The 12,572-nt window shown below is 69.5% G+C and carries 15 protein-coding genes; 8 read left to right on the forward strand and 7 right to left on the reverse strand.

Going from position 1 to position 12,572, the window contains the following annotated elements:
• Window positions 1-2: 2 nt before the first annotated feature.
• Entirely contained in the window at window positions 3-290 is a 288-nt protein-coding gene (locus NOV86_RS04200) for a hypothetical protein (RefSeq protein WP_267639996.1), read from the reverse strand.
• Between the two features lie 53 nt (window positions 291-343).
• Complete coding sequence (locus NOV86_RS04205; protein WP_267639997.1) at window positions 344-583, reverse strand: hypothetical protein; 240 nt, start codon at window positions 581-583, stop codon at window positions 344-346.
• A gap of 198 nt (window positions 584-781) precedes the next feature.
• Between NOV86_RS04205 and NOV86_RS04210 the strand changes: the two genes are divergently transcribed.
• The 7 genes from NOV86_RS04210 to NOV86_RS04240 all read left to right on the forward strand — a co-directional run bounded on the left by NOV86_RS04210 (window position 782) and on the right by NOV86_RS04240 (window position 7,172).
• Window positions 782-1,390 (forward strand): hypothetical protein, encoded by a 609-nt coding sequence (locus tag NOV86_RS04210; protein WP_267639998.1) that lies wholly within the window; start codon window positions 782-784, stop codon window positions 1,388-1,390.
• Window positions 1,387-2,055, forward strand: a complete 669-nt coding sequence (locus NOV86_RS04215) for a DUF2238 domain-containing protein (protein ID WP_267639999.1) — start codon at window positions 1,387-1,389, stop codon at window positions 2,053-2,055. Before NOV86_RS04210 ends, NOV86_RS04215 begins: the two co-directional genes overlap by 4 nt.
• A 54-nt stretch (window positions 2,056-2,109) precedes the next feature.
• On the forward strand, window positions 2,110-2,685 hold the full coding sequence (locus tag NOV86_RS04220) for a mechanosensitive ion channel domain-containing protein (protein WP_267640000.1): 576 nt from the start codon (window positions 2,110-2,112) through the stop codon (window positions 2,683-2,685).
• Window positions 2,686-2,726: 41 nt separating this feature from the next.
• On the forward strand, window positions 2,727-3,386 hold the full coding sequence (locus tag NOV86_RS04225) for a DUF8121 family protein (RefSeq protein WP_267640002.1): 660 nt from the start codon (window positions 2,727-2,729) through the stop codon (window positions 3,384-3,386).
• A 185-nt stretch (window positions 3,387-3,571) separates the two neighbouring features.
• Entirely contained in the window at window positions 3,572-5,200 is a 1,629-nt protein-coding gene (locus NOV86_RS04230) for a Na+/H+ antiporter NhaC family protein (RefSeq protein ID WP_267640004.1), read from the forward strand.
• A 69-nt stretch (window positions 5,201-5,269) separates the two neighbouring features.
• Window positions 5,270-5,674 carry a hypothetical protein gene (locus NOV86_RS04235; RefSeq protein WP_267640005.1) on the forward strand — a complete coding sequence of 135 codons (405 nt, stop codon included), beginning with the start codon at window positions 5,270-5,272 and terminating at the stop codon, window positions 5,672-5,674.
• Window positions 5,675-6,059: 385 nt separating this feature from the next.
• Entirely contained in the window at window positions 6,060-7,172 is a 1,113-nt protein-coding gene (locus NOV86_RS04240; RefSeq protein ID WP_267640007.1) for a pyridoxal-phosphate-dependent aminotransferase family protein, read from the forward strand.
• A 24-nt stretch (window positions 7,173-7,196) separates the two neighbouring features.
• Here NOV86_RS04240 and NOV86_RS04245 read toward each other — a convergent pair whose 3' ends face one another.
• Window positions 7,197-8,195, reverse strand: a complete 999-nt coding sequence (locus NOV86_RS04245; protein WP_267640008.1) for a hypothetical protein — start codon at window positions 8,193-8,195, stop codon at window positions 7,197-7,199.
• 155 nt (window positions 8,196-8,350) lie between these two features.
• Here NOV86_RS04245 and NOV86_RS04250 point away from each other — a divergent pair, with 155 nt between their 5' ends.
• Window positions 8,351-8,749, forward strand: a complete 399-nt coding sequence (locus tag NOV86_RS04250) for a Rieske (2Fe-2S) protein (RefSeq protein ID WP_267640009.1) — start codon at window positions 8,351-8,353, stop codon at window positions 8,747-8,749.
• 121 nt (window positions 8,750-8,870) lie between these two features.
• Here the strand turns inward: NOV86_RS04250 and NOV86_RS04255 are convergent, their stop codons facing one another.
• The 4 genes from NOV86_RS04255 to NOV86_RS04270 form a co-directional block, all read right to left on the reverse strand.
• Window positions 8,871-9,599 carry a hypothetical protein gene (locus tag NOV86_RS04255; protein ID WP_267640010.1) on the reverse strand — a complete coding sequence of 243 codons (729 nt, stop codon included), beginning with the start codon at window positions 9,597-9,599 and terminating at the stop codon, window positions 8,871-8,873.
• A gap of 49 nt (window positions 9,600-9,648) precedes the next feature.
• Complete coding sequence (locus NOV86_RS04260; protein WP_267640011.1) at window positions 9,649-10,815, reverse strand: outer membrane protein assembly factor BamB family protein; 1,167 nt, start codon at window positions 10,813-10,815, stop codon at window positions 9,649-9,651.
• Window positions 10,816-10,888: 73 nt separating this feature from the next.
• The gene (locus NOV86_RS04265) at window positions 10,889-11,680 is read right to left on the reverse strand and encodes a methyltransferase domain-containing protein (protein ID WP_267640012.1); all 792 of its coding nucleotides are present in this window, start codon (window positions 11,678-11,680) and stop codon (window positions 10,889-10,891) included.
• A gap of 52 nt (window positions 11,681-11,732) precedes the next feature.
• On the reverse strand, window positions 11,733-12,530 hold the full coding sequence (locus NOV86_RS04270; protein ID WP_267640013.1) for a GNAT family N-acetyltransferase: 798 nt from the start codon (window positions 12,528-12,530) through the stop codon (window positions 11,733-11,735).
• Window positions 12,531-12,572: the final 42 nt, after the last annotated feature.

Raw genomic sequence — 12,572 nt, forward strand, 5'->3', positions numbered from 1 at the left:
GTTCAGGTCACCCGCGTCTCGACCGCCTCGAACAGCCGCGAGGCGACGTAGATGCAGGCGAGGAAGACGGCCACGCTGACGAGTACGACGGCGAGGAGCCCGACCGCGACCGCTGGCGTGTCGACCTGCCCGGCGAACCGGGGACGGTTCGACAGGCGGACGAGGAACAGCAGTACCTCGAAGCCGGCCGCGAGTCCCGCGACCAGCGCCAGCACGACGGTCGCGACGCCGGTGACGACGCCGACGGCTTCGTGCGCCAGCGACCGCTCGTCGTCGCCATCGTCGGCCATGGTGGCCTCTGTCGTGGGGTCGACAAAAACGTTGGCAGTCGCTGGCCGGCGGCTTACTCGGGGTCGTCCGTTCGCGCAGAGTCTGGCGTCTGCTCGCGGTCGGCGGGCTCGTCGTCCGCTTCGTCATCAGCCTCGACGACGACCGGGCCGCCACACTCCGGGCACTCGCCCTCGTGTTCGTAGAACCCTGCCTCGCACTCCGTACAGCGATACGTGGCGTGCGCCTCCTTCGCCTCGCGGGCCTCCTCGGTGAGACGGCCGACCCGCCGTCCGAACTTCCGGAACAGTCCCATGCATGGTCAGACGGGCGCTTCGCAGATAAGTGCAGGAGCACACCGGGGACGCCGAGACGATGTGTCGCTCCGGCATCGACCGACCCCCCAGCAGGCGCGAAAAATCCTTATTCGAGCCTGTCCCCTCCGCTCCTGTGAGGCACTGACACGCATGACCGGGGCGGTTGCTCCGGCCGGCAGGGTCCTCGAGGGGGAGACATGAGCCAAGAGCTACGACGGGAATGGTTCGAATCGCACAGTCGCGTGAACGCCGGCGTCGCATGGGTCCTCACCGCCCTCCTGGTACTGGCGACGCTGTCCAGCCTGCTCCGGTTCAGGGTGGTCGACGTGGTCCTCGGGCTGAGTGCGGTGCTGATCGCGGTCGCGCCGGCACTCGTCTCGCGGTCGTGGACGACGACCGTCCCCTGGCCACTGCTGTTGCTCGCCGTGGTGCCACTGCTCGGCGGCGCGTTCGAGACGACCGCCTTCGTCGGGATGGTGGTCACCGGCGTCGGTATCGCCGGCCTCGGCATGCTGCTCGTCGCGACGCTCCAGCTGGTCACCACGGTCCGGATGACGGCCGCGGTCGCGGTCGCGTTCACCGTCCTCACGACGCTGGCGTTCGCCGGCTACTGGGCGGTCGGGTCGGCTCTCTCGGCGACCTACCTCGGGACCGGGTTCGTCGCGACCAACACCGAGCTGATGCAGGTGTTCACCGCGGCCCTGCTCGGCGGCGTCGTCGGTGGGCTCGTCTTCCGGTGGTACTTCCGCAGACAGCTCGGGCTCCCGGCCCCGGGCGCGACCCCCGCCGAGGGTGAGGTCGCATGAGCGTCGCGCGCCGCGTCGGGCTCACGCCGGAGCGACAGGGCACCCTCGTCCACACCCTGCAGGCGGTCATGTTCGGCATCCTGTCGGTCGGGGTGTGGCTCGGGAACGCCGGCGTCGTGGTCAACGCCGCCGTCGGGCTCTGTGTGACCTTCCTCCCGGCGTACCTCGAACGCAACTACCGGTTCACGATGAGCGTCGGCCTCGTGCTGTGGATCACCGTCGCGATGTTCCTGCACGCGCTGGGGACCCTGCCACTGCCCGGCGCCGACCTCGCGACGCTGTACGGCTCGACGTGGTGGTGGGACCACATGACCCACGCGCTGTCGTCGTCGCTCGTCGCCGGGGTCGCCTACGCCGTGGCCCGGGCACTGGACGAACACGCCGAGGCCATCGTCCTGCCGCCACGGTTCCTGTTCGTCTACCTGCTCGTGTTCGTGATGGCCTTCGGTGTCGTGTGGGAACTCCTCGAGTTCTACATCAGCGTCCTCGCGGGGGCACTCGGGACCGGAACGGTCCTCACCCAGTACGGCCTCGACGACACCCTGCTCGACCTCGGGTACAACACGCTCGGTGGCCTCCTCGTCGCCCTGTTCGGGACGGCACACCTGACGGGCGTCGCGGCGGAACTCGCCGGGCGGTTGGGCGACCGCGCCGACGAGGGGTGACCGCCTACGTCCCGTCACCCAACCGTTTTGTCCGCGGCACTCGACGACCGGCCCATGGCCGGTCCAGCCGACTTCCTGGTCGAACTCGTACAGGAGACCTTCACCACCTTCCAGGCGGGCGTCCTCGACGCGTTCCCCCGGCTCGTCATGGGGCTCGTCTTCCTCACCCTCTCCTACGTCGGCATCAAGATCGCACTGCGGATCACGCGCAGCGCCCTCGACGCCATCTACCCCGACGAGCAGGACCTCATCGTGAGCCTCGGCGTGACCGTCGCCGGCCTGTTCCTCTGGTTCGCCGCGGGGCTCGCCCTGCTCAAGATACTCGGGATGGGCGACGTGGCGGCCAGCCTCGGCACCGCGACCGGCTTCATCGCCCTCGGCGTCTCCTACGCCCTCTCGGGGATGATCGCCGACACGGTCGCCGGCGTCTACCTGCTGCGCGACCCCGACTTCAACCCCGGCTACCGGGTGACGACCGACGGGGTGACCGGCGAGGTCAGGAGCATCGGCCTGCGCAAGTCCCGCATCGAACTCGACGGCGGTGACGTGGTCGTGCTGGCGAACGGGGCCGTCGAGAAGAAGTGGACGAAGGAGGGCGAGGAACCGGCGGCAGTGCACGAGGACAGCTAGTCTCACGGCACAGCTATCGGTCGATACGTCGTATCTCGGGCATGATACCGGACTCGCGTCCCCGCTGTTCCCGCAGGCGATGGCTCGCCACCGCGGGTGCCGGCGGCCTCCTCTCGCTCGCTGGCTGCCTGGGGAGCCGGAGCACCCGCCCGGAGACGACCATCGACTGGACGGGCGAGACCGTCGACCGCGACGGGATGGAGCGCCACCAGCTGTTCGGCGGCGAGGACCTGCCGTTCGTACTGACGGTTCGACAGGTGACGCCGGTGCCCGCCGAGCCGACCGGGCAGCCCCGGATTCCGATGTTCGCCCTGTTCCACCACCGCAGGGGGCTCCGGACCGAGCGCATCGCCCTCAAACTTCGCGCCCCACCGAGCGACGGGAGCGCCCACGAAGCCGCGGTCTACGTCCGGCCGATGGTGGACGACCGCTGGGACCCGCTCTCGGTCACGACCGACGCCGCGGGCTGGACGGTGGTGCGCGCCGCCGACCTCGGGCGACAGGTCCGTGGCCGCGCACCCGGCGACGCGAACCTGACGCTCGAGTTCGTCCTCGAACCGTCGCGCGTCCACCCCGTCGCCGAGCTGTTCCTCGACCTCGACGTCGTGCTCAGCGAGGACACCACGCTGGGGCGGCGGCGCTACCGGGTCCGCCGACAGGTCACGTTCCCGCTCGTCACCGAGACCACCCCGGTCGGGTGACGGGAGTACCGTCTCGACCGCGTGACCGGACCGGTCTCGCGCCGACCGTGCAGGTGGTGAACGATGTTCGAATGTGAACGGATGCAATCACGAATACGCATATTTTGGGCCGAGTAGGGACAGAAACGTAACAGTTGCGCCGTCAGAACACCAATCTTTTCAGATTGCCTTAGCAACTCCGGTTGATGCCTGGAGAAACACACGGCGTCATCAGCCTGCTCCCGGCACTGGTCGCCATCGGCCTGACCCTGAAGACGCGACAGGTGTTGCTGTCGCTGTTCGCGGGGATATGGCTCGGTGGAACCATCCTGACCGGCTACAACCCGATCGCCGGTGCGGCCCGTGCCCTGGAGTTCGTGGTGAGCAACGTGACCGCAACGTGGAACATGAAACTGCTGCTGTTCACCTTCTTCGTCGGCGCGATGCTGGGGATGATATTCCTCTCCGGCGGGATGTCGGCGCTCGCGACCCGCATCGCCGAGCGCATCCAGACGCGCAAGCAGGCGGAGGTGGGCACCGCCACCCTGGGGATGCTCATCTTCGTCGACTCCTACGCGTCGACGATGATCACGGGGTCGGTGATGCGCCCCATCACCGACACGTTCGAGATCAGCCGCGAGAAACTGGCGTACATCCTCGACTCGACGACCTCGCCGACCGCGAGCGTCGCCGTGGTCTCGACCTGGCTCGGCTTCGAGGTCGGGCTCATCCGCCAGCAGTTCACGAACCTCGGCATCCAGGCCGACCCGTTCGTGATGTTCCTGAAGAGCCTCCCGTTCCGCTTCTACAGCCTGCTGGCGATGGCGCTCGTCTTCATCGTCATCCTGACCGACTGGGAGTTCGGTCCGATGAAGCGCGCCGAGCAGCGGGCCGAGCAGACGGGGAAGGTCCTGCGCGACGACGCCGACCCCCTCATCGAGACGCAGGAGGACGACATCGAGACGCCCGAGGACCTCGACCCGCGCTGGTGGTACTTCGCGGTGCCCATCGTCACGCTGGTGTTCATGACCGGGTTCAGCCTGCTGTTCACCGGCGGTCTGACCGTCGACGCGGTCGTCACGCCCCTGCTGGGCATGAACTTCGAGACGCTCGGGAACAACCTCGTACAGGCCATCTCGAACGCCTCGACCGCGAACGCCATCCTGTGGGCGGCCTTCGCCGGGGCGGGGAGCATCCTCGCCATCCTCGTCGGCCACGCCCGCGTCGGCCTCGAACCGGTCTCCGACGCCATCTTCGAGGGCTTCAAGATGGTGATGTTCCCGGTCGCGGTGCTCTCGCTCGCGTGGTCCATCGGGGCGGTCTCGCAGACGCTCGGCGTCGGCCCCTTCATCGTCGGCATCTCCGAGGGCGTCATCACCGCCGCGATGCTGCCCGCCATCGTGTTCGTCTCCTCGATGCTCATCGCGTTCTCCATCGGCACCTCCTGGGGGACGATGGGTATCCTGTTCCCGGTCGCCGTCCCGCTGGCCTACCAGCTGGGCGCGCCGCTCCCGTCGGCCATCGGGGCCATCCTGACGGGCGCGCTGTTCGGTGACCACTGCTCGCCCATCTCGGACACGACCGTCCTCTCGTCGATGTTCGCGGCGAGCGACCACGTCGACCACGTCAACACGCAGATACCGTACGCGGTCCTCGCGGGGGTCATCGCGACCCTGCTCTTCCTCGCGAGTGGCTACGGACTGCCCGCGGTTCCCGCCCTGCTCATCGGCCTCGTCCTGCTGGTCGGGGGCGCCTACACGCTCTCCGAACACGTCGACGTCGGCCGGTTCACGGTCTACGACAACGACGCCGACCTCGGCGTCAGCGACGACTGACGACCGGCAGTCACTCCAGGTCCCCGGCTGCCAGAGGACTCATCACTCACCTCCGCGATACTCTGGACGATGACAGAGGAGGCTCCGCTCGACGACGCCGGTGCGACGCGGTACGAGCGCCTGTTCCGGGGCTCGGAGGCCTTCTCGTCCCTGCTCGCCGAGGCGGCGGTCGACGTGGCCCCCGACGAACTCGAGCGCGTCTCGGTCGCCCGCCGGACGGGCCACGACGGCGAGGACGTCGTCGTGGTGCGCCTCCGTCGTGACGGGCCCGACGCAGCGCCCTGCCCCGCGTTCATCTACGACGGTTTCGAGGCCGCCGCCGACAGGACGGTCGACGTCGAGGCGACGTTCCGCGACGGCGACCTCGACGAGGCGTCGCTGACGACGGGCGACGAGGGCGGCGTGCTGGTCGGCCGTCGCCGGGTCTGGACCTACCGGGGCGGCATCGTCGCCGACGCCTCCTGGCTCTCCTGAGGACGCTCCTGCGTGGGGTCGGGCCCGGTTCCCGCCCCGTGGTTTCGTCACCTGTCGGGAACTGGATCGGTTATCTTCGCGGCGCGCCTACGGTAGTGTGAGGGTGAGGTAATCACCCGACAGGGAGCATCGCACCGCCCCGAACGTCTGCCATACACTACCATGGGCGGGGCGAGTTCCTGTCTGCCAACCACAGTGCACGTCCTCGCCGGCGCGGCTGCCACCGCCGCCGGTACCTGTCGCCCGGTCCGGGTCTGCCACCCGACGGCCGCCATTCCTGCCATCTTCCACTATCCTCGCGAGCCCGCGGCGCGGCGCCAAAGGAACCGGTATCACAAGTACCATGCCACCCGGCGACGCAGTGGAGCGTACTCAGGTGGTTCACGTGACCGAGAAACGCGAGTATACCGACGACTATCCCGAGAAGACACTGTACATCCCCGGCCCGACCGAGGTGCGCGAGGACGTCATCGAGGCGATGGCCCAGCCGATGTTCGGCCACCGGATGGACCGGATGACCGACCTCTACACGACCATCGTCGAGGACACGAAGGACTTCCTCGGCACGACCAACGACGTCATCGTCCTCACGGCCTCCGGCACCGAGTTCTGGGAGGCCTCGACGCTCAACCTCGTCGACGAGAACATCCTCGTCCCGACGTGTGGGAGCTTCAGCGAGCGCCACGCCAACGTCGCCGAGCGACTCGGGAAGAACGTCGACCGGCTGGAGTACGAGTGGGGCCAGGCCATCAAGCCCGAGGACATCCGCGAGACGCTCGAGGAGAGCGATAAGCACTACGACGTGGTCGCGACCGTGATGAACGAGTCCTCGACCGGCGTCCGCAACCCCATCGAGGAGATCGGCGACGTGGTCGCGGAGTACCCGGACACCTACTTCGTCGTGGACGCGGTCTCCGCCCTCGGCGGCGACTACGTCGACATCGACGAGCACGACATCGACGTCATCTTCGCGTCCACCCAGAAGGCGTTCGCCATGCCGCCGGGGCTGGCGGTCTGCGTCGTCAGCGACGACGCCTACGACCGCGAGGTCGGCAAGGACGAGGCGTCGTGGTACGGCGGTTTCCAGCGCTGTCTCGACTACTACGACCGCAAGGGCCAGACCCACTCCACGCCGGCGATTCCGGTCATGCTCGCGTACCGGAAGCAGATGAAGCACATGCTGGCGGAGGGGCACGAGGGGCGCGACCAGCGCCACCGCGAGATGGCCGAGTACACCCGCGACTGGGCCCACGAGCACTTCGACATGTTCCCCGAGACGGGCTACGAGTCCCAGACCGTGAGCTGTATCGAGAACACCCAGGGCATCGACGTGGCCGCCACCATCGAGGCAGTCTCCGAGCAGTACGACTACGTCTTCTCGAACGGGTACGGCTCCGCCCTCGGCGAGAAGACGTTCCGCATCGGGCACATGGGCGAACACGACCTCGAGTCCATCAAGGCTCTCACCGACGCCATCGAGGACGTCGCCGACCTGTAGGCCAGCCGACTCTGGACCCGTCTTCTACGTCTTCAGCACGCGGCCGGGAGCCACCGCGACGACCAGCAGGGCGGCGGGGCCGATGATGAACCCCGCCCAGGTGAGCAGCGCCAGCCCACCTGCGGCCGCGATACCGGCCCGACGGCCCGCGGTGAGTTCGAGGTCGCCCCGGAGTGCGAGCCCGAGCGCCCAGCCGCCACAGAGCACCGGGACGACGACGAACAGACCCGTGACCACCGCCCCGGCGGTCGGCCCGGTCCGGAGCAGGGCGAACCCCATCTGGAGCGCCGTGTTCAGCCCACTACCGAGCACGAACAGCCCGCCACCCGCCAACAGGAGGCGGGCAGGGACGGACCCCCAGTCTTCCCGCCAGCGATTCCTGGTGAGACTCGCACCGGCCACCAGCGCGAGGAGCATCGGGCCGAGGACGACGAGGGGATGCTGGCCCGCCCAGAGGTGGGTCCGGACGAGGTCGAACGGGACCATCGCGTACTCGACCGGCGAGAACTGTTCGCTGTAGCCGAGTGCGACCCCGGCAGGGCCGCTCCGGTTCGCCGGTTCGTAGACCGCGACGAGGTACGTCGTCTCGGTCTCGACCTGCCTGCTGAACTCGGCCGTGTGGTAGTTCGCCGAGGGCGCGAACGGTTCGTAGCTGGCCGACGCCGGGCGTTCACCCTCGACCACGACGGCGCCCATCCCCTCGGGGACCGTCACGCCCGCCGGCACGTCCCCGGTTCCCTCCAGTGAGGGACTCATCACGACCAGTGAGGGAGTGAACTCGCCGCCCCGGGGAGTGAACGTCCCGACCTGCAGGCGCTCGCCGGGCGACAGCGTGACCCGGTAGTACTTCGCGCCACCGTCCCCGAGTCTGTCGTAGAACGACCACGATTTCACCGCGTCCGGGACCTCGACGGCCTGCTCCGGGCTGGTGTTGTCCACCGGGAAGTTCGGAACGTGCGCGAGGACCGGCGCCGCGACCAGCAGGAGAACCACGAGCACGGTCAGGGTGCGGGTCGGTCGCATCGGTCGATACCAGGCGGCCGGCGGCTATCACGATAGGCCCTAACTGGTACTGCTCGCAGGGGGCCGGGCGCCGGCTGGTGTCCCGGTATCTCGCTCTGGTGACCCGTCAACGCGCCTCGACAACTCTTTTTAGGGCGGCCTAAATACGTCAGGGTATGCGAGAGGAACACGGAATGGGCAACTCGCCCGGGCCACACCACATCGCCGCGTTCGAGGAGGTCCCGGCGAACGGGACGCTCCGGTTCGAGGTCACGGCGGGCGGGCACAGTCGCGAAGCACTCCTGTGCCGGAACGGGGACTCGGTCCTCGCCTGGGAGAACTCCTGTCCCCACGAACCAGACGTGAAACTCGACAAGGGCCTCGGCGCCCTCGTCAGGGAGGGACAGATCGTCTGCCACAAGCACGGCGCACAGTTCAACTGCGACGACGGGTTCTGCACCAGCGGCCCCTGTAGCGGCGACGAGTTGAACCCAATCGGCGTCGAACGCCGCGGCGACGCGGTCTACCTCGACGACGACCGGTTCGACTCCTGCCAGCAACTCGGTCTCTTCTGAGCGCTCACGGCTCCCCTGCGACCCGCGGCGCCGGCCCGGTACTCGTCGTCAGCTCCACGACGGCGACCCGGCGACGTCGACTCGACGAGCGCTGCGAAACCGGCTTACAGATTCGGGGCGGTCACAGCGGGACCACGCCGACGATGACGGCCAGGACCGCGAGGGCGGCCAGCCCGAGTACCAGCGAGAGTGCGGCCGCACCCGCGGACCGTCGCATCGCCTGTCGTTGCCCGGTGTCGGAGACGTACATGCCGCGCCCGGAGAGCTGGACGCCGACGCGTTCCACGTCGAGGCGCGGGTCGTCGCTGGGGCGGACGCCGGCCTGCACGACGACGGTCTCGCCCTCGTCGATTCGCGCCTCGTAGTACTGGCGAGGCCCGTCGAAGTCGACCCCGGGCAGGGTGCCGGCGCGACGCCCAACCGGGTCGTCGACGGGGTCGACGACGTGCTCCTCCTGCAATCGGAGCGCCGCCCCGTCCGGGTCCACGACGACGCTTCCGGTCGGGTCGTGGAGCCGGAACCGGACGGCCTTCCGGCCCGTGCCGAGCTGGTGGTAGGACTGTTCTATCCGACCGTCGAACCCGCGGGTCGTCTGGACCCCGAGGACGCGCCAGGCGTACCCCAGACAGTCCGTGCCGGTCAGCGGCGCCCGCACCGTCTCGTCGAGTCGTTCGACGGTCCCGGAGACCGTGACGGTCCCCGCGGCCTCGTCGAGTCCTCCGATGGGGACCGGTCGGATGCGCCACAGCCGGAACGCGAGATAGGCCTCGCGGAGGCCCGCGCCGACCAGGAACAGCCCGATACCGCCGAAGATGAGCGCCGCGACGAGGAGGTCCGTGCCGGTTGCCATGTGCCTTCTTCACACCCTCGTGAGGTAAGTGTTGGACCCGCCCACGAGGTCAGGCTCGCAGTGCGAACACGGCCTCGCGGGTCCCGACGTAGAGCGTCGACCCCGCGGCCGCGAACCGGCGCGGGCCACCCAGGTCCAGCTCCCAGAGCCGGTCGCCCGTCTGGGCGTCGAGCGCGGTCAGGGGGAACCCCGTGAACACCGTGCCGTCGGCGGCGATCGGGGTGGCGCCTCCGACCGCATCGGTTCGCCAGCGCCGGCTCCCGTCTGGGGCCAGCGCGAGCAGGCCGCTCCAGTCGCCCGTCGTCGTCGGCTCCAGGAGTAGCCCATCACCGGTCCAAGTCAGGTGTGGCGGTCCCTCGTCGAACGTGACCCCGAGTCGCTTCTCGCCGGCCGGGTCGTACGCTACCACGCCCTCACCGTCGCCAGAGAAGTCCTGTCGTGGCACGTACACTCGCTCACCCACGACGACGGGGCGCCCGTGGGTCCCCACGGCGTCACTCCGTGCTCGCCACCGCTGCGCGAGGGTCCGTCCGTCGACGTCGTACCGGACGAGGGACCCACCGTAGGTCGCGTACACCGCGTCACCCGCCGAAGCCACGTACCGGACCCACTGGTCTCGCGCCCGGACGACAGCCCCGGTGTCGGCGTGCAGCGTCCAGTACCTGTCCCTCGCCGTGACGAACACGTAGCCGTCCTGTTCGTGCACGTCGCGAAGTTGCCCGGGGAGGGTCGTGCGCCACCGTTCGGTTCCGTCGGACGCCCACGCCACGACGTCGGACTCGGGCGTGTCCCAGTTCAGCTGGTAGAGGCGGCCGTCGACGTACTTGAGCTGGCACGGGGCGTCGAGGGGGTGCTCCCACCGGAGCGTCCCGTCAGTGGCGTCCAGAGCCAGCAGGTGGGTATCGGTCGCCAGGAAGACCCTCCCATCGGCGACCACGATATCGCCGTCGTACGACCCGTCGAGGTCGTGCCGCCAGGCGATTGCCGGTTCCTCTCGCGGGGGCGTCGCGTGAGGACTGTGCTTCGTGTTCGCCGGGCCGTGGCCGCGTTCGGCCCACGTCCCCGGTCCGGGCCGCCAGTCCGGCGCGACGCGGCGGTCCGGGGACTCGCGCCGGAGGTCGCCGAGGCGTTCCCGGACACCGGTGCAGCCGGCCAGTCCGACGCTGGCGACGCTGCCCGCGCCGAGCAGGAACCGACGGCGATTCGGGGAGGACATACCCGATGGTCGCGGCCGTGCGGCAAAGTTGTATCGGAGAACTGAGCATTGGCGGCGGGTCCACCGGCACGGGCTACCGCGCCGCCTTCCGGACGAGATAGCAGTACTGCGTGACGGTGAAGAACGTCCCGCCGGCCTCGTCCTGCTCGCGGAGGTCCGCGACCCACGCGGCCGCCTCGTCCGGGCCGATGGCCTCGTGGTCGGCCGCGTAGTCCTCGATGAACGCCATGAGGTGGTAGGCGAACCGGCCCGGGTCGAGACGGGTGTTCAGCATCGTGTTCGGCTCGACGCGCTCGATACGGAACCCGGCGTCGCGCAGGTACGGGGCCAGCGCCGAGCCGAGCCGGGGGCGGGGGCAGTGGTCGTCGAACGCGTCGAGGACGCGAGCCATGCGCTCGTCGTCCGCGGACCGCCACACCAGCGAGTCGAAGTCGGTGTCACAGACGACGGCGCGGCCGCCGGGGCGCAGCACCCGTGCCAGTTCCGCGAGCGCGTCGGCGGGGTCGTCGAGGTACTCGTACACCTGCACCGCGGTCGCCGCGTCGACCGCCCCGTCGGGCACGGGCAGGGACCGGGCGTCCGCCTTCGAGAGCGTCACCTGCGGCTGGCCGTCGCAACGCCGGGCCGCCAGCGACAGCATCGCGTCGCTCCGGTCGATCCCGAGGACCTGGCCGGTCGCCCCGACGGCCCGGCCGAGTTCGAGCGGTTCGAACCCGGGGCCACAGCCGATGGCGCAGACGCGCTCGCCGGGGTCGAGCGCGAGCAGGTCCCTGACCCGCTTCCGTCGGGCCGCCGCCGCGGGCGTCCGGTAGATGGCCTCCTCCCGGCGCGCCTCCGCCTCGTCGTACTCCAGTGTCCCGCCCATACGTGGTACTCGTCGGCGGTTCACCCGCGACCGTAGAAAAGTTTCGCCCGACCTACTCGTCGACCCAGATGGCCAGCTGGACCTCGTCGACCAGCTCGCCGTCGATGAGGTAGTGGCCGTCGCGGGCGGACTCGGCGGTCCAGCCCGCCTCCTCGAGGAACCGGATCGCCTGCTCGTTCGTCGCCGGCATGTTCTGGTACACCTTCCGGTAGCCCTGCGAGCGCGCCCAGCCGAGGCCGCGCTCCATCAGCGTTGACCCGAGGCCGTGGCCGCGGTAGTCCTCCAGGATGCCCACGGTCAACTCGGCGGTGTGGTCCATCATCGGCAGTTGCACCGCCTCGACGTGGAGCCAGCCGACGGGCTCGTCGTCGACGGTCGCGACGAAGAAGACGCGGTTCTCGCTCCGGTTGTGCCGCCTGAGCACCTCGTCGTGGCTCACCGTCTGTGCGAGGCGCTTCGCGACGACGTACTCGTCCCTGGCCGCGATGGCCTCGATGACGTCGACGATGCCCGCGATGTCCTCCTGCCGGGCCGGCCGGACGGTGGCCTCGGCCTCGGGAAGCTCGACCGTCGCCTCCTCGTCCTCGACGGGGAGCGCGACCCGGAGCTTGCCCGCGCGCTCTTCGAGGTAGCCGTCGCCGACGAGTGCGGCGACGTGCCTGTCGAACTCCTCGGCCGGCATCGGGACCGAGGGGTCAAGCTCGGGGCCGGACCGCGCCGGCTTCGACGCGCTCTCCGGCCGCACCAGGACGTTCTGGCGCGCCTCCTCGCGCTCGACCGCACCGCGACGTTCGACGTACTGGTATATCTGCCGCCGTCGCTCGTGCCCGAACTGCTCGAACCGGCTCATGGGGGACGCTTCCGCCGGTACGTTCATAATTCTTCGTGTAAG

Source organism: Haloarchaeobius amylolyticus (assembly GCF_026616195.1).
Classification (GTDB): Archaea; Halobacteriota; Halobacteria; order Halobacteriales; family Natrialbaceae; genus Haloarchaeobius; species Haloarchaeobius amylolyticus.